General features: G+C 54.9%; 17 protein-coding genes. 6 read left to right on the forward strand and 11 right to left on the reverse strand.

The genetic code is table 11. The annotated features are described in order from the left end of the window. Positions 1-44: 44 nt before the first annotated feature. Positions 45-1280, forward strand: a complete 1236-nt coding sequence (locus AAF463_RS10780; protein ID WP_101764162.1) for an MFS transporter — start codon at positions 45-47, stop codon at positions 1278-1280. A 24-nt stretch (positions 1281-1304) separates the two neighbouring features. On the opposite strand, the gene lpxM is transcribed toward AAF463_RS10780, so the two are convergent. From lpxM to znuA, 3 genes are all read right to left on the reverse strand, one after another. Next, a complete protein-coding gene (gene lpxM, locus AAF463_RS10785) occupies positions 1305-2282 on the reverse strand; it encodes a lauroyl-Kdo(2)-lipid IV(A) myristoyltransferase (RefSeq protein ID WP_350260712.1) in 978 nt (325 codons plus the stop codon). Positions 2283-2408: 126 nt separating this feature from the next. Further along, positions 2409-3737, reverse strand: coding sequence for a murein DD-endopeptidase MepM (mepM, locus tag AAF463_RS10790; RefSeq protein WP_110866308.1), 1329 nt, complete (start codon positions 3735-3737; stop codon positions 2409-2411). Between the two features lie 13 nt (positions 3738-3750). Next, a complete protein-coding gene (znuA, locus tag AAF463_RS10795; RefSeq protein ID WP_137385939.1) occupies positions 3751-4722 on the reverse strand; it encodes a zinc ABC transporter substrate-binding protein ZnuA in 972 nt (323 codons plus the stop codon). Between the two features lie 77 nt (positions 4723-4799). Here znuA and znuC point away from each other — a divergent pair, with 77 nt between their 5' ends. Together znuC and znuB are read left to right on the forward strand one after the other, a co-directional pair. Further along, positions 4800-5555, forward strand: coding sequence for a zinc ABC transporter ATP-binding protein ZnuC (gene znuC / locus AAF463_RS10800; protein WP_101764609.1), 756 nt, complete (start codon positions 4800-4802; stop codon positions 5553-5555). After that, on the forward strand, positions 5552-6337 hold the full coding sequence (znuB, locus tag AAF463_RS10805) for a zinc ABC transporter permease subunit ZnuB (protein WP_101764158.1): 786 nt from the start codon (positions 5552-5554) through the stop codon (positions 6335-6337). The genes znuC and znuB overlap by 4 nt, the downstream gene beginning before the upstream one ends. A 7-nt stretch (positions 6338-6344) precedes the next feature. Here znuB and ruvB read toward each other — a convergent pair whose 3' ends face one another. From ruvB to aspS, 6 genes are all read right to left on the reverse strand, one after another. Continuing rightward, on the reverse strand, positions 6345-7349 hold the full coding sequence (ruvB, locus tag AAF463_RS10810; RefSeq protein WP_007889560.1) for a Holliday junction branch migration DNA helicase RuvB: 1005 nt from the start codon (positions 7347-7349) through the stop codon (positions 6345-6347). Positions 7350-7357: 8 nt separating this feature from the next. Then, the gene (gene ruvA, locus AAF463_RS10815; RefSeq protein ID WP_007889559.1) at positions 7358-7972 is read right to left on the reverse strand and encodes a Holliday junction branch migration protein RuvA; all 615 of its coding nucleotides are present in this window, start codon (positions 7970-7972) and stop codon (positions 7358-7360) included. Between the two features lie 92 nt (positions 7973-8064). Further along, on the reverse strand, positions 8065-8592 hold the full coding sequence (gene ruvC, locus AAF463_RS10820; RefSeq protein ID WP_008110486.1) for a crossover junction endodeoxyribonuclease RuvC: 528 nt from the start codon (positions 8590-8592) through the stop codon (positions 8065-8067). A gap of 37 nt (positions 8593-8629) precedes the next feature. After that, positions 8630-9373: a YebC/PmpR family DNA-binding transcriptional regulator gene (locus AAF463_RS10825; RefSeq protein ID WP_007889557.1), complete on the reverse strand. Its 744-nt coding sequence runs from the start codon at positions 9371-9373 to the stop codon at positions 8630-8632. Between the two features lie 241 nt (positions 9374-9614). Next, positions 9615-10046, reverse strand: a complete 432-nt coding sequence (gene nudB, locus AAF463_RS10830; protein WP_350260713.1) for a dihydroneopterin triphosphate diphosphatase — start codon at positions 10044-10046, stop codon at positions 9615-9617. Then, positions 10046-11827, reverse strand: coding sequence for an aspartate--tRNA ligase (gene aspS / locus AAF463_RS10835; RefSeq protein ID WP_271459667.1), 1782 nt, complete (start codon positions 11825-11827; stop codon positions 10046-10048). The genes nudB and aspS overlap by 1 nt, the downstream gene beginning before the upstream one ends. A 231-nt stretch (positions 11828-12058) precedes the next feature. On the opposite strand from aspS, the gene AAF463_RS10840 reads away from it, so the two are divergent. From AAF463_RS10840 to cmoB, 3 genes are all read left to right on the forward strand, one after another. Continuing rightward, positions 12059-12880 carry a DUF72 domain-containing protein gene (locus tag AAF463_RS10840; RefSeq protein ID WP_350260714.1) on the forward strand — a complete coding sequence of 274 codons (822 nt, stop codon included), beginning with the start codon at positions 12059-12061 and terminating at the stop codon, positions 12878-12880. 79 nt (positions 12881-12959) lie between these two features. Further along, positions 12960-13688, forward strand: a complete 729-nt coding sequence (gene cmoA / locus AAF463_RS10845; RefSeq protein ID WP_137385945.1) for a carboxy-S-adenosyl-L-methionine synthase CmoA — start codon at positions 12960-12962, stop codon at positions 13686-13688. Beyond that, positions 13685-14653, forward strand: coding sequence for a tRNA 5-methoxyuridine(34)/uridine 5-oxyacetic acid(34) synthase CmoB (gene cmoB / locus AAF463_RS10850; protein WP_192234116.1), 969 nt, complete (start codon positions 13685-13687; stop codon positions 14651-14653). The genes cmoA and cmoB overlap by 4 nt, the downstream gene beginning before the upstream one ends. 3 nt (positions 14654-14656) lie before the next feature. On the opposite strand, the gene AAF463_RS10855 is transcribed toward cmoB, so the two are convergent. Then, entirely contained in the window at positions 14657-15277 is a 621-nt protein-coding gene (locus AAF463_RS10855) for a LysE family translocator (RefSeq protein ID WP_350260715.1), read from the reverse strand. A gap of 167 nt (positions 15278-15444) precedes the next feature. Next, positions 15445-16275: a hypothetical protein gene (locus AAF463_RS10860; RefSeq protein ID WP_280172892.1), complete on the reverse strand. Its 831-nt coding sequence runs from the start codon at positions 16273-16275 to the stop codon at positions 15445-15447. Positions 16276-16353 lie beyond the last annotated feature (78 nt).

The raw sequence follows: 16353 nt of genomic DNA on the forward strand, positions 1-16353 counted from the left end.
ACTGCCTGGCAGTCGCGTTTTTATTTTTTTGACAAGGAGGCCAGATGGCCCGCTATCAACCTATCACTCAACTCACCGGGCGCGTGCTGCTGTTCCCGCTCGCGCTGGTACTCTTCGAGTTCGCCACCTATATCGCGCATGACATGATTCAGCCCGGCATGCTGCTGGTGACGTCTGAATTCAGCGTCGGCCCGGAATGGGTTTCGACCTCGCTGACCGCGTATCTGATGGGCGGCGTGGTGCTGCAATGGCTGCTCGGTCCGCTCTCTGACAAATATGGCCGCCGGCCGGTGCTGCTGTTTGGTATCCTGTTCTTTGCCGCCGCCTGTATTCTGACAACGTGGGTGAGCAGCATTGAGGAGTTTGTCGCGCTGCGCTTTGTGCAGGGTATTAGCCTGTGCTTTATTGGCGCCGTCAGCTACGCAGCGGTGCAGGAAGCCTTTGACGAGGCGCTGGCAGTACGCATGATGGCGCTGATGGCCAACGTCGCGCTGCTGGCACCGCTCGCTGGTCCGCTGGCCGGAGCCGCGTGGCTCACCGTTGGCGAGTGGCGCAGCATGTTCTGGCTGTTTGCCATCTGCAGCGTGATTGCGTTTGCCCTGCTGTGGCGCGTCATGCCGGAAACCGCTGGCGATCGCAGTCACTCTATCGCCCTGCCAACGCTGGCCCGCGGCTATGCGCGTTTGGCGCGCGATCGTCAGGTGATGTACGGATCTTTTGCCATTGGTTTAGTGTTTATTCCGATCCTGACGTGGGTAGCGCTGTCGCCAGTGATTCTGATGCACGATGAAGGATTGTCACGCATGCAGTATGCGCTGCTGCAGCTACCGGTGTTTCTGGCGATGATTGCCGGCAACATCACGCTTGGCAAACTGGCTGGACGCGTGCCGATTGAGCAGCCGGTGAAGTTTGCCGCCTGGCCGATTCTGATTGGTTTGAGTATTTCGCTGCTGGCTAATTTGCTCGATAGTCACACCTATCTGCTGCTGACAGCCGGGTTAAGCTTGTATGCGTTCGGCGCAGGCATGGTGAATGCCGGTCTGTACCGTTTGACGCTTTACTCCAGCAACGAAGGCAAAGGCAGCGTGGCGGCGATGCTCGGGATGATCAGTATTCTGACCTTAGCGGTAGGCATTGAGCTGGCGAAAAGTGGCTACTTCAGCGGCGGCACACCGTGGTTTAGCGGGATTAACTTCGCCGCTGGCGTGCTGTGGTTTGGTCTGGTGACCCTGTTCCTGCGCGAACGTAAACGTCGCAGTCACGTGGCGGCAATAGAATGATAAAGGGGCCAGACGGCCCCATGTTTATTTCCTACGAGGATAAAGATCTTTGCGCGCATAAGGTTCGATATCCCCTTCCTTACGCGTTTTCAGCAGCTTCAGAATCCAGGTGTACTGTTCCGGATGCGGTCGCACGAACACTTCAACTTCTTCATTCATGCGACGCGCAAGCGTATTGTCATCGGCATCCAGCAAGTCATCCATTGGCGGACGCACATAGATTTCCAGACGATGGGTTTCACTGTTGTACACCGGGAACAGCGGCACAACGCGTGCGCGGCATACTTTCATCAGGCGGCCCACTGCAGGCAATGTGGCTTTGTAAGTAGCAAAGAAATCCACAAACTCGCTGTGTTCCGGGCCGTGATCCTGGTCCGGCAGATAATAGCCGTAATAACCCTGACGCACCGACGCGATAAACGGCTTAATGCCGTCATTTCGCGCATGCATACGGCCACCAAAACGGCGTCGCACGGTATTCCACAGATAATCCATTAACGGATCGCTTTGATTGTGGAACATCGCCGCCATCATCTGGCCTTCAGACGCCAGCAACATCGCTGGAATATCCACGCCCCAGCCATGCGGCACCAGGAAAATGACGTTTTCTTTGTTGACCTGCAGTTGCTCAATGATTTCCCGGCCGTACCAGTCAACACGCTTACGCACATGCTCAGGATTACGCATGCCCAATTCGGCCATCATCGCCATCGCCTGCGGTGCGGTGGCAAACATACGATCAGCAATCTCTTCGCGCTGCGCTTCACTCAATTCCGGCAGGCAATAATAGAGATTGATCAGCGCACGGCGGCGCGCACTTTTCGCCAGCTTACCGGCGAACTTGCCCAATCCGCCCAGAATCGGATCGCGCACTTTAGCGGGAAGCAATGCCATGCCGGCCAGCGCGCCCACCGCCAACCAACTTCCCCAGTATTTCGGCTTTAAAAAAGAACGTTGAAAAACGGGAATAAACTCGCTGTTATTTTTCTTTCGGGTTTCCATGCACTCGCCTCTGACAATGACCGGTCAATAATAGTGACGGTGGTTAATTTTGCAATCTTCATGCGCCAGATAGCAAAAAACCGACGAAGAATCCGTCGGTTTTTAAGTGTTACGCGCAATAATGCGCTATTTCAGCGTCAACTGCGGCAACCAGGTTTTGACTTGCGCCATGTAAGTGCTGCGATCTTTACCCGTCAGACCCTCCATGCGCGGCAGTTTTGCCGTCAATGGATTTACCGCCTGATTGTTGATCCATACTTCATAATGCAAATGCGGACCGGTCGAACGTCCGGTGTTACCCGACAACGCAATACGATCGCCGCGTTTCACTTTTTGCCCCGGTTTCACCAACGCTTTACTCAGGTGCATATAACGCGTCATGTACTGACGACCGTGACGAATTGCCACGTAATTCCCGGCAGCACCGCCGTTTTTCGCCATCACCACTTCACCATCGCCCACGGCTAACACAGGCGTACCAATAGGCAGCGCGAAATCGACACCTTTATGCGGTGCAATACGGCCGGTTACCGGATTAAGGCGACGCGGATTGAAGTTGGAAGAGACACGATACTGCTTAACCGTAGGGAAACGCATAAAGCCACGCGCTAAACCAGAGGCGTTGCGATCGTAGAACTTGCCGTCTTCCGCACGGAACGCGTAGTAGTCTTTACCGCCGGTGCGTAAACGCACGCCAAGCAATTGGCTTTGGGCACTTTTGCCATCGAGCATTTCACGTGACATCAGCACGCTAAAGTCATCACCGGCGCGTAGTTTGCGGAAATCCATCTGCCACTGCATCGCTTTGATGACGTTGCTGGTTTCTGCGCTGGTTAAACCCGCACGCTGGGCACTGGCAGCAAAACTGCCGCGCACTTCACCTTTCAGTACGTTGTTTTGCCACTCACCCTTTTGCAGCTCCTGCTGCATCTTAAAGCTGCCGTTGTCGGCGCGCTGATAAGTACGGGTTTCACGACGATCAATTTCCCAGCTGAAGGTTTGCAGTTGTCCATCAGCATCCAGCGTCCAGCTCAGTTGCTGACCAACGCGCATGTTGCGCAGATCTTTATCGCTACTGACTAATGCGTTGATATCGCCCATCTCAATACCGTACTGATTTAACGCGCTGCTCAGCGTATCACCTGAAGAGACGGTGTACTCATGTACGTTGGGATTGTCCGGAACGTCATTATCAATGTCGTCAGCAGGAATATCGTCGGACGGTTCTTCCGTTGTCTGGTCAATCGGCTCACTGGCTTCGGGCAACAGCGTGCGCAGTTCGTCTTTATCCAACGTAATGGTTTTCACGATGGGGGCAACATCACGCGGATGGTAAACGTAAGGCCGCCATACTGCGACGGCCAACGTGACAACGGTTAATGAACCCAGCATAACGCGGTGGGGGCGCGGCAAATTGTTAAATGCGAGGGCGACAGAGCGGGCTATCTGCTGCACTTTTACCTATTCCTCATGCTCCATTCAGGCAGCTCGCATACTGGCTCGACAGCTGTGAAAGAAATTTCACGTAGCTGTCTTTGGATAAGCTGATGTCCATACCCAACGGATCTAACGTGCCTTTACGTACGGAAGTTCCACGGGACACGGCATCGATGACGGCCGGTCTGAACTGTGGTTCAGCGAAAACGCAAACGGCTTTCTGCTCAACCAACTGTGTTCGTATTTGATGTAAACGCTGGGCGCCCGGCTGGATTTCAGGATTGACGGTAAAATGACCTAAAGGTGACAAACCGTAATGTTTTTCAAAGTAGCTGTAAGCATCGTGAAAAACGAAATAACCCTTGTTCCGCACAGGCGCGAGTTGCGCGCCGATGTGTTTGTCTGCATCGGCTAATTCTGCCTTAAATTCCTGCAGATTAGCGTCAAGTTTGGCTTTGCTTTGCGGCATAAGTTCCAATAATTTTCCATGGATTGCAACCGCAGATTGTAAGGCCATGTCAGGGGACATCCACAGGTGCATATTAAACTGTCCGTGGTGGTGATGCGCATGAGACCCGTCCTGGTCTTCGGAATTTTCTGAGTCGTGATCGTGATCGTGACCATGCTCATGTTCCTCATCTTCATCATCGCCGCTAATCAATAGCGGTTTTATGCCCGGCAATGCGGCAATTTCGAGGTTTTTACTGGCAGGTAATTCGGCCGCTGACTTAGTAAGAAAGGCTTCCATCTCTGGGCCTGTCCATACTACTAAGTCTGCGTTTTTAATACGTTTTACATCAGAGGGACGCAAGGCATAATCATGCTCTGAGGCGCCATCAGGCAGCAATACTTCAACCGGCGTAATACCCTCTGCGATAGCCGCTGCGATAAATCCGATAGGTTTGATTGAAGCGACAACTGCGGAGTGCGCGGGTAATGCGCTTGCCGCGCCAATTGCCGCAGCAGTAAGGGTGAAAATCAGGCGCTTTTTATTGTGTAACATAATACGTCATTCCATCGTGAACCGTTGATGGAATGTGATATTATAACATTCGAAATTCTATGCAACCCGTAAATAACATGTCGCCACTTGTTACCCTTGAAAACATTTCTGTGAAGTTCTCCCAGCGTCCGGTGCTTGCAGGTATTAGCCTCGCACTTGAGCCGGGGAAAATTCTCACCCTGCTCGGCCCGAACGGCGCCGGTAAATCCACGCTGGTTCGCGCGGTGTTGGGGCTACTGAAACCCACCAGCGGCAGCGTCAAGCGCGCCGCTGATTTGCGTATCGGCTACGTGCCGCAAAAACTGCACATCGACCCAACGTTGCCGATCACCGTGGAACGCTTTATGCGCCTGTCGCGCGGCACCAAACGCGATGCCATTTTGCCGGCGCTCAAGCGCGTACAGGCCGGGCATCTGCTGCATGCAACGCTGCAAAAACTCTCTGGCGGTGAGACACAACGTGTTTTGCTGGCGCGTGCATTACTCAATGAACCGCAGCTTTTGGTACTGGATGAGCCGACACAAGGCGTTGATGTCAACGGCCAGGTCGCGCTGTACGATTTGATCGATCAGCTGCGCCGCGAACTGAACTGCGGTGTGCTGATGGTTTCACACGACCTGCATCTGGTGATGGCGAAAACCGACGAAGTGCTGTGTCTCAACCATCACATCTGCTGTTCCGGCACGCCGGAAGCGGTGTCACAACATCCCGAGTTTATTGCGATGTTTGGCCCACGCGGCGCACAGCAGCTGGCGATTTATCGTCATCATCATAATCACCGTCACGATTTACAGGGACGCATTGTTCTGCGCAAGGGAAATGGCCCGTCATGATTGAACTGTTATTACCTGGCTGGCTGGGCGGCGTGTTGCTGGCGCTGGCGGCCGGTCCACTTGGCTCGTTTGTGGTTTGGCGCCGCATGTCTTACTTCGGCGATACGCTCGCGCATGCGTCCTTACTGGGCGTGGCGTTTGGTTTGCTGCTCAACGTGAATCCTTACTATGCGGTGATTTTGGTGACCGTGTGTCTGGCGTTGGGATTGGTGTGGCTGGAGCGACGCCCGCATCTGGCTATTGATACGCTGCTCGGCATTATGGCGCACAGTGCGCTGTCGCTGGGTTTAGTGGTCGTCAGTCTGATGCAAGGCGTGCGTGTCGATCTGATGGCTTACCTGTTTGGCGATCTGCTGGCGGTGACGCCCGATGATTTGTGGATGATGGGCGGCGGCGTGGCGATTGTACTGGCGGTGATGGCGTGGCAGTGGAATTCGCTGCTGTCGATGACCATTAGTCCTGAGCTGGCGCAGGTGGATGGCGTTAACATTCAGCGCACGCGTTTGATGTTGATGCTGGTCACCGCATTAACCATCGGCGTAGCGATGAAGTTTGTCGGTGCTTTGATTATTACGTCGTTACTGATTATCCCGGCGGCGACGGCACGTCGCTTCTCGCGCTCGCCAGAACAGATGGCCGGTTTTGCGGTGATTGCAGGTATTATCGCAGTGACCGGTGGACTGACCTTCTCCGCCAGCTACGATACGCCAGCCGGTCCTTCAGTGGTGTTATGCGCGGCAGTATTGTTCATCATTAGCATGGCAAAAAAACCGGCGGCATAACGCCGGTTTACTCTTCGCGACTGATACCAAAGTGTTTGTAAGCATGCTGCGTGGCCATCCGGCCACGCGGCGTGCGTTGAATGAATCCTTGCTGGATCAGGAAGGGTTCAATCACATCCTCAATAGTTTCCCGCTCTTCGCCAATCGCCGCTGCCAGGTTATCTAAGCCAACCGGACCACCCGAGAACTTATCGATAATCGCCAGCAGCAGTTTGCGATCCATGTAATCGAAACCTTGGCTGTCGACGTTAAGCATATCCAGCGCGCTGGCTGATACTTCGCCGCTCAGATTGCCATTGGCGCGCACTTCCGCAAAGTCACGCACGCGGCGCAGCAGGCGGTTAGCGATACGCGGCGTTCCGCGTGCACGACGCGCTATCTCCAGCGCGCCCTCTTCGCTCAGCGCCAGGCCAAGACAGGCCGCGCTACGACCCACGATATGCTGCAGATCGGGCACGTTATAGAACTCAAGGCGCTGCACGATGCCGAAACGGTCGCGCAGCGGCGAAGTTAAAGAACCGGCGCGCGTCGTGGCACCAATCAGGGTAAACGGCGGCAGATCGAGCTTAATCGAACGCGCTGCCGGACCTTCACCAATCATGATATCCAGCTGATAATCTTCCATCGCTGGATACAGCACTTCTTCCACCACTGGCGACAGTCGATGGATCTCATCAATAAACAGCACATCATGCGGTTCGAGGTTAGTGAGCATCGCCGCCAGATCGCCGGCTTTTTCCAGCACCGGGCCGGACGTGGTGCGCAGGTTGACGCCCATTTCGTTAGCGACGATGTTAGCCAGCGTGGTTTTACCCAGTCCCGGCGGGCCGAAAATCAGCAGATGATCGAGTGCATCGCCACGCAGTTTCGCAGCCTGGATGAAAATCTCCATTTGCTCGCGCACCTGCGGCTGGCCAACATATTCCGTAAGCAGCTTGGGACGAATGGCACGGTCGAGCGTTTCTTCTTCATTAAAGGAACTGCCCGAGACCAGACGATCGGCTTCAATCATGCTTTACCTCAAATAGCTGCGCGCAGGGCTTCACGAATCAGGGTTTCGCAATCCGCATCCGGTTTACCGACTTTGCTGATCATACGGCTGGCTTCCTGCGGTTTATAGCCCAGAGCCACCAGCGCTGAAACCGCTTCGGCTTCAGCATCGTTATTGTCTTGTGCAGCGGATGGCGTGGTCAACGTAAAGGTTGAATCACCACCAAACAGATCGCCGTGCATGCCGATAAAGCGGTCTTTCATCTCCACAATCAAACGCTCGGCGGTTTTTTTACCCACGCCCGGCAGTTTGATCAGCGAGGCAATCTCTTGTCGCTCAACGGCGGTCACGAACTGCTGGGCCGACATGCCAGACAGAATTGCCAGTGCCAGTTTTGGCCCAACGCCATTCACCTTCACCAGCTCGCGGAACAGCGTGCGTTCCTGCTTGTTATTGAAACCGAACAGCAGTTGCGCATCTTCGCGTACCACAAACTGCGTAAAGATAATCGCTTCCTGATTGATCTCCGGCAGCTCGTAAAAGCAGGTCATTGGCATGTGCACTTCATAACCGACACCGTGCGCCTCAATCAACACCAGCGGCGGCTGTTTTTCCAGAATGTTGCCTCGTAAACGACCAATCACCTGAGCAATTCCTTAATCTGATAAGTAAGCCTGTTTATATACCATAAAAAAGGCTGGATGAATATCCAGCCTCATACTGCGTTTCGTTTCCGCTAACCCGATCGCATACGTCCGCGCGTCATCACCAGTTTCGTATCGCTGATACGCGCCGCGTTTTGGCTCATATGGCAATGCGTAATGGCGATGGCCAGCGCATCGGCGGCATCCGCCTGCGGATTGGCCGGCAGTTTTAGCAAGGTTCGTACCATATGCTGCACCTGACTTTTCTCAGCACCGCCGGTGCCGGTAACGGTTTGCTTCACCTGGCGCGCCGCGTATTCAAACACCGGCAAATCATGATTTACCGCCGCGACAATCGCCGCACCGCGCGCCTGGCCCAGCTTCAGCGCTGAGTCCGCATTCTTGGCCATAAATACCTGCTCGATAGCGAAATAGTCGGGTGAGAACTGGGTGATAATTTCGCTGACGCCCGCGTAGATCAGTTTGAGGCGCGTCGGCAGATCGGTGACGCTGGTGCGGATACAGCCGCTGCCCAAATAGGTAAGCTGGCGGCCGGTTTGGCGAATAACACCGTAACCGGTGACGCGCGAGCCGGGATCGATCCCGAGAATTATCGCCACGGCGCGTCTCCGGTGAGTGGGGTTTTAAGCAACGCCATTACAGCGTTTCTGCGATCTCATCAGAGATTTCACCATTATGGTAAACTTCCTGCACGTCGTCACAGTCTTCCAGCATGTCGATCAGGCGCAGCAGTTTCGGCGCGGTTTCGGCATCCATTTCGGCTTTAGTGGAAGGGATCATCGAGACTTCAGCCGAGTCGGCTTTCAGACCGCCCGCTTCCAGCGCATCACGCACCGCACCCATCTCTTCCCACGCGGTAAAGACATCAATCGCGCCGTCGTCATAGGCCACAACGTCTTCTGCACCTGCTTCCAGCGCCGCTTCCATCACCGCATCTTCGTCCTGACCTGGCGCGAAGGAGATTACGCCCTTCTTGCTGAACAGGTAAGAAACCGAACCATCGGTACCGAGGTTGCCGCCGGTTTTGGTGAAGGCATGACGCACTTCGCCCACGGTACGGTTGCGGTTGTCGCTCAGGCACTCAATCATCACTGCTGAGCCGCCCGGACCGTAACCTTCATAAATGATGGTTTCCATGTTGGAATCATCTTCACCGCCCACGCCGCGTGCGATGGCACGGTTCATGGTGTCGCGCGTCATGTTGTTAGACAGCGCTTTGTCCATCGCTGCGCGCAGACGTGGATTAGAACCCGCATCGCCACCGCCCAGTTTCGCGGCGGTGACCAGCTCACGAATGATTTTGGTGAAGATTTTACCGCGCTTAGCATCCTGAGCAGCTTTACGATGCTTGGTGTTCGCCCATTTACTGTGTCCAGCCATCTTACTTTATCTCCGATCTTTTACTGGGTGCAGGCTATCTTACTTGCGATCTTGTCCCCCGGCAGTGCTCGCAATCCTCACGTACATAAGTACGCTCCGGTTGCTGTGCGCTGGCGGTGAACAACCTCGCGGCGCCGATTACGCCTGACTGTTCGATATTGTTCGGTGCGTTCATTGAAAACTCACCAGATTCATAAAACTTAATGCATTCGCCACCGGAAAAACGCGCGGCGGCAAGCATTCAGATAAATTCTTCAATCGCCTGGCGGTTACTCCAGGACTTGGTGAGGGCTGCGGCAGCGGCGGGTTCGAGCCAGCGCGCGGCGAGATGCTCGGTGAGCAGCAGGTCGCGTTCTGCGGGTATAGCCAACCTGAACCAGTGTTCGCGATTGTGCGTGGTGCCCGGTGCGTAACGATGGCGATAGTGCGGGAAGATCTCAAACTCGATTTGCTTGTGGCAATCGTCCAGCACTAGCTTTTCGTGCGCAATATCGATGGCGAGTTCTTCTAACACTTCGCGCTGAGCTGCCTGGCGCGGGGTTTCGCCCGCTTCCAGGCTGCCAGTGACCGATTGCCAGAAGCTTTCGTCATCACGTCGCTGCAGCATTAACACCCGGCCGGTATCGCGGGCAAAAATCACCACCAGCACCGAAACCGGATGTTTAAAGCCCATTATTTGTTCTCTGTTTTTTCTTTTTTCGGCGCCACCAGAATGCCGAGGTCCAGCAACGCAGCGGGATTCGCTTCGCTTGGGGCTTCGGTCATCATGCACGCGGCGGCAGTCGTTTTCGGGAACGCGATCACATCACGGATGTTATCGGTGCCGGTCAACAGCATGGTCAGACGATCCAGGCCGAACGCCAGGCCGGCGTGCGGCGGCGTACCGTATTTCAGTGCGTCGAGCAGGAAGCCAAACTTCTCACGCTGCTCTTCTTCGGTAATGCCGAGGATGCTGAATACCGTCTGCTGCATTTTACCATTATGAATACGTACGGAACCGCCACCCACTTCGTAGCCGTTAATCACCATATCGTAGGCATTGGCTACCGCTTGTACCGGATCGGTTGCCAGCTGTTCCGCGCTCAAGTCTTTCGGCGACGTGAACGGATGGTGCATCGCTGCCAGGCCGCCCTCTTCATCTTCCTCAAACATTGGGAAGTCGATCACCCATAGCGGCGCCCAGGCTTTGTCATCAGTAATCTGCAGATCGCGGCCCACTTTCAGACGCAGCGCGCCCAGCGCATCCGCCACCACTTTGGCGCGGTCCGCACCGAAGAAGATCAGGTCGCCATCTTGGGCGCCAGTACGGTTGAGAATGTCTTCAACGATTTCTGCGCTAAGGAACTTGGCAACCGGGCTCTGTACGCCTTCGAAGCCTTTCGCGCGTTCGTTGATCTTCATCCACGCCAAACCTTTGGCGCCATAGATTTTGACAAATTCGCCATACTCATCAATTTGCTTACGCGTCAGCGCTGCACCGCCCGGTACGCGCAGGGCAGCCACGCGGCCTTTGGCATCATTGGCTGGGCCAGCAAACACCTGGAATTCTACGTTTTTCAGCAGATCGGCAACGTCGACCAGCTCCATTGGGTTACGCAGGTCTGGCTTATCTGAGCCGTAACGGTTCATCGCTTCCGCAAAAGTCATCTGCGGGAAGTCACCGAGATCCACGCCTTTGATATCGATCCACAATTCACGAATCAGACGTTCCATCTTTTCACGCACCTGCTCTGCGGTCATGAAAGAGGTCTCCACGTCGATCTGGGTGAATTCTGGCTGACGATCGGCACGCAGATCTTCGTCACGGAAACACTTAACGATCTGATAGTAGCGGTCAAAACCCGACATCATCAGTAGCTGTTTGAACAGCTGAGGCGACTGCGGCAGCGCGTAGAACTTGCCTTTATGCACGCGGCTTGGCACCAGATAGTCACGCGCGCCTTCAGGCGTGGCTTTGGTCAGCATCGGCGTTTCGATATCGAGGAAACCCTGGTCGTCCATAAAGCGACGCACGAAGCTGGTAATTTTAGCGCGGGTTTTCAAACGCTGCGCCATTTCCGGACGACGCAGGTCCAGGTAACGATAGGTCAGGCGCGCTTCTTCGCTGTTGACCTGGTTAGAGTCCAGCGGCAGCGGTTCAGCGCGGTTGATGATATTCAGCTCGTGGGCAAACACTTCCACTTCGCCGGTCGCCATATCGCTGTTTTTGTTCTTTTCGTCACGTGCACGCACGGTGCCGGTGATCTGGATACAGAATTCGTTACGCAGCTCAGATGCCAGCTGGAAAGCGTCCTGACGATCGGCATCAAAGAACACCTGCGCGATACCTTCACGGTCACGCATATCGATAAAAATCAGGCTACCCAGATCGCGACGGCGATTTACCCAGCCGCAGAGAGTGACTTGCTGACCCACGTGAGACAGATTGAGCTGTCCGCAATATTCTGTACGCATAACGTATCCTTTTAACTTCGCCGCTGCTGCCAGACAGCATCAGGCCGCGTAACCTTCTGAGATGCTGTCGCAAAAAAGGCGGCTATTATAATGGAAAAACCCAGGCAGGATAAGTGGAGCCCGATCAAAGCGGACAAAACATTATGCTTTATCGCGCTGTTTTTCCTGCCGACATCAAAACAGGTTACATTAAGCCGCCCTTTCCCGCCCTAAAGGATTCAGGAGTTCGCGTTGACACTTCGTATTGGATTACCGCAATGGCAGCACGCGCAATGGAAACAGTTCGGTATTGAGACCTTAGCCGACTACGCGCAGCTGTTTGGTTGTGTGGAAGGTAATACCACGTTGTATGCGCTGCCAAAGCCGGAAGTGGTGCTGCGCTGGCGCGACATGACGCACGACGATTTCCGTTTCTGCTTCAAGTTTCCCGAAAGCATCAGCCATAAAGCGGCGCTGCGCGACTGTGATGAATTGCTGAATGAGTTTTTCCGTCTGCTCGATCCGCTCAGCACGCGCATCGGTCAATACTGGCTGCAGCTGCCGGCAGCGTTTTCACCGGCTCAGCTCGGCGATTTGTGGTCTTTTCTCGATAGTTTACCGCGCAATTTCCGTTATGGCGTCGAGGTGCGGCATCAGGCATTTTTCGCCAAAGGTGATGCTGAACGCGCGCTGAATCGCGGTTTGCTGGAGCGTCAAATTAATCGGGTGATGTTGGATAGTCGTCCGGTGCATGCCTCCACCTCACAGTCGGCCGCAGCGGTGCACGCCCGATCGCAAAAGCCGCGTGTACCGCTGCATGTGGTGCGTACCGGTTCGCAACCGATGGTGCGTTTCATTGGCAGTGATAGCGTGGCGGAGAGCGTGCCGCTGTTTCAGCCATGGCACAGCAAGCTGCAAGCGTGGCAGCGTGATAGCGATCCGCTGCTGTTTATCCATACGCCGGATATGGGCGAGGTGTTTCCGCTGCTTCAGGCGTTGTGGCCACAGTTGCAGCAGCTGGAACCAACCTTACGCGATCTGCCCGACTGGCCGCAGCAATCGAGGCTGTTCTAGACGCAACGCAAAGGGTGCAGCCTGCCCGCGTTTCTGCCAAAATAGCGCCCTTTCCGTTTTCTCTCCGGACCTTTTCATTATGTCTGATCGCGATACGCTATTTTCCGCGCCCATCGATAAGCTGGGCGACTGGACCTTTGACGAGCGCGTAGCTGAAGTTTTTCCCGATATGATTCAGCGCTCGGTGCCGGGTTATTCCAACATCATTTCGATGATTGGCATGCTGGCGGAACGCTTCGTTCAGCCGAATAGCCAGGTTTACGATCTCGGCTGTTCACTGGGTGCCGCCACGCTGTCGGTGCGCCGCAATATTCATGTGCCGGGCTGCCAGATTATTGCCGTGGATAATTCACCGGCGATGGTGGAGCGCTGCCGTCGCCATATCGACGCCTTCCGCGCGGATACGCCGGTGCAGGTGATCGAAGCAGATATTCAGGACATCCACATTGAGAACGCCTCATTGGTGGTGCTGAACTTTACCCTGCAATTCCTTGAGCCACCGGCACGCCTCGAACTGCTGAAGAAGATTGTTGACGGATTAAATCCGGGCGGCGCGCTGGTGTTGTCGGAGAAGTTCAGTTTTGAAGATGCCGATGTCGGCGAGTTGCTGTTTAACATGCATCACGATTTCAAACGCGCTAACGGTTACAGCGAGCTGGAGATCAGCCAGAAACGCAGCATGCTGGAGAATGTGATGCTGACCGATAGCGTTGAAGCGCACAAAGCGCGCCTGAAAACCGCCGGTTTCAAACATGCGGAGTTGTGGTTCCAGTGCTTTAACTTTGGTTCGTTGGTGGCGTTGAAATGATTGAGTTTGGCCGTTTTTATCAGCAGATTGCCACCGGCCCGCTCGCCAGTTGGCTGGAAGTGTTACCGGCGCAAGTCGCCGCATGGCAGCGTGAAAATTTGCACGGTAAATTCCGCGACTGGGAGAAGTCAGTTGATTATCTGCCGCTGCTGACGCCGCAGAAGCTGGATTTGTTGCATAGCGTGAGCGCCGATGTTGAGGATCTGACCGATCGTCAGCGTCTTGGCATTGAGAATCTGCTGCGCAATTTGATGCCGTGGCGCAAAGGTCCTTATTCGCTGTACGGTACCGAGATCGATACCGAATGGCGTTCCGACTGGAAATGGGATCGCGTGTTGCCGCACATTTCGCCGTTGCAGCATCGTACGGTGTTGGATGTTGGCTGCGGTAGCGGCTATCACATGTGGCGCATGATAGGCGCGGGCGCCAAACTGGTGGTCGGCATCGATCCAATGCAGCTGTTTTTGTGTCAGTTCGAAGCGGTGCGTAAGCTGTTGGGTGACGATCGTCGGGCGCATTTGCTGCCGCTGGGCATTGAGCAACTGCCGGCGTTACAAGCGTTTGATACCGTGTTTTCCATGGGCGTGCTTTATCACCGCCGTTCGCCGCTCGACCACTTGATGCAGCTGAAAAATCAGTTAGTCAGTGACGGCGAGCTGGTGCTGGAGACGCTGGTGATTGAAGGTGATGAAAACGCGGTGTTGGTGCCGGGTGAGCGTTATGCGCAGATGCGTAACGTCTACTTTATCCCTTCTGCGGCGGCGCTGAAGAGCTGGCTGGAGAAGTGCGGATTTGTCGATGTGCGCATCGCGGATTACGCGGTGACGTCCGTGGAAGAGCAGCGTCGCACCAGCTGGATGACCAGCGAGTCGCTGGCTGAGTTTCTTGATCCTAACGACAGCACCAAAACCGTGGAAGGTTATCCCGCCCCGCTGCGCGCCGTGCTAGTCGCGCGCAAGCCGTAATGTTTAACGCCGCGATAGCGCCAGCTTCGCGGCGAAGCCAATAAACACGCAGCCCGTCAGGCGATCCATCACTTTCAGCACCGCTGGGCGACGCAGATGCGCCGCAAAGTATTGGCTGCTGCCAATTAGCACCGCATTCCACACCAAGCCAATCACCATGTGCGTGAGCGCCATCAGCGTACACCACAGCGGCACCGACGCGCCCGCCGGAATAAACTGCGGCAGAAAGGTAACGTAGAATACGCCGACTTTAGGATTTAACAGGTTACCAAAGAGTCCGCGCGTGAAGCAGGCAACATAACTTTGCTCTTTACTCTGCGCGTGCTGCCCTTCTTCCGCTTGGGTGCGTGGGTTGATGAGTAATTTGACGCCGAGATACAGCAGATAGGCCGCACCGATCCATTTCAGCAGGTTATACGCCATTTCCGAGGCCAGCAGCAGCGCGCCCAAGCCTAAACCCACCGCAACGCCCCACACCTGACAACCCAGCGTAACGCCAAATGCCGTAGCCCAGGCACGTTTCCAGCCTTGCGCGGCGGCGGAACGCAGCACTAATGCAGTATCAAAACCGGGCGTGAGTGTGAGGATGGTGATGGCGAAGAGGAATGAAAGGATGAGTGTCATGTGCGGGCTCCCTGTTTGGTTCAGTGCGTTCCAGGCAAAGAATCAGGGCCGCTCCGTAAAGGCGTCGTGAACACGTCCTTGTGGACTCTGCCGCCGCATCCATGCGGCGGAAGCTTTACTCCGCGGCCCTGATTCTTTGCCTTAATGTGGTTTTTGTGTAGTTTGCTTTAATCTTGTGCGGCGGTTTCGTTGGGTGCGTTCCAGTATTGGTATTTATAAGCGGAGCTGAGATGGCGTTCAATGGTGCCTTTGGCGAACACTTCGGTTTCATGCAGATAACTGAGCGTGCAGTTGCCCACTTCATCCCACAGCTGACACTCATCCACCGAGCGCAGCGTGCTGACTGGCGTGGTCGCGGTGCTGTTCAAACGCAGTTCCCGCCACTGGTTATCATAGCTATAAGTATCTTTGCTGCGCGCGCTGGTGGATAAGGTTACCAATCCTTGTGGATTCCAGCGCCAGCTGCTTTCGCCGTTGGTCATATTATCGCTGCCGCGCGCCACGCTTTTTTCCACTCTGAACTGTTTGTCATAGCGATAAGTGGTATCGGTAAAGCCATCTTTGCCCATGCTGGTGAATTTATCGGATGAGCTGATGATGTTGCCATGCTGGCCGATTTGCCAGCTGATGGTGCCCTGGCGGTTGTCGACCACTTCCTCTTGCCCAGCTTTGATCACTTTAACCATGTAGGCATATTCCGCCACCCAGCCGCGTTGAACGCGGGCGATATGCTGTTCCATCGTCAATAGAACATTGCCTTCATTTTTGTCGTAGGAGATATCGGCCACCATCAAATCGCCGCACTGATCAAACTGGCCGAGTACGCGCTTTTGCGAGTTCACATCTTTGCCAAATTCGCCTGCCACCACCTGACGCACCGCGCCTTTGGCATCGCCACCCAGCATGATCCAGTTGTTGCTGCTGGTGATGTTTTTGCTCATCGGCGGACACGCGGTGCTGACCGCCAGCGCGACGCCGCAGTACGGGAGTAGCAGCATTAAAAAGGTATAAGGGATGGATTTCATGAAGGTTATCCGTACGAAGCCATAGAGTAATCAAAGCATCATTTACGCGAT

This window comes from Pantoea sp. BJ2 (assembly GCF_040255075.1).
Lineage (GTDB): Bacteria > Pseudomonadota > Gammaproteobacteria > Enterobacterales > Enterobacteriaceae > Pantoea > Pantoea leporis.

Coding starts and splice junctions, on each gene's coding strand:
- AAF463_RS10780 (WP_101764162.1), top strand. CDS start 45: ATGGCCCGCTATCAACCTATCACTCAACTCACCGGGCGCGTGCTGCTG.
- lpxM (WP_350260712.1), bottom strand. CDS start 2,282: ATGGAAACCCGAAAGAAAAATAACAGCGAGTTTATTCCCGTTTTTCAA.
- znuA (WP_137385939.1), bottom strand. CDS start 4,722: ATGTTACACAATAAAAAGCGCCTGATTTTCACCCTTACTGCTGCGGCA.
- znuC (WP_101764609.1), top strand. CDS start 4,800: ATGTCGCCACTTGTTACCCTTGAAAACATTTCTGTGAAGTTCTCCCAG.
- znuB (WP_101764158.1), top strand. CDS start 5,552: ATGATTGAACTGTTATTACCTGGCTGGCTGGGCGGCGTGTTGCTGGCG.
- ruvB (WP_007889560.1), bottom strand. CDS start 7,349: ATGATTGAAGCCGATCGTCTGGTCTCGGGCAGTTCCTTTAATGAAGAA.
- AAF463_RS10825 (WP_007889557.1), bottom strand. CDS start 9,373: ATGGCTGGACACAGTAAATGGGCGAACACCAAGCATCGTAAAGCTGCT.
- nudB (WP_350260713.1), bottom strand. CDS start 10,046: ATGGGCTTTAAACATCCGGTTTCGGTGCTGGTGGTGATTTTTGCCCGC.
- aspS (WP_271459667.1), bottom strand. CDS start 11,827: ATGCGTACAGAATATTGCGGACAGCTCAATCTGTCTCACGTGGGTCAG.
- cmoA (WP_137385945.1), top strand. CDS start 12,960: ATGTCTGATCGCGATACGCTATTTTCCGCGCCCATCGATAAGCTGGGC.
- cmoB (WP_192234116.1), top strand. CDS start 13,685: ATGATTGAGTTTGGCCGTTTTTATCAGCAGATTGCCACCGGCCCGCTC.
- AAF463_RS10855 (WP_350260715.1), bottom strand. CDS start 15,277: ATGACACTCATCCTTTCATTCCTCTTCGCCATCACCATCCTCACACTC.
- AAF463_RS10860 (WP_280172892.1), bottom strand. CDS start 16,275: ATGCTGCTACTCCCGTACTGCGGCGTCGCGCTGGCGGTCAGCACCGCG.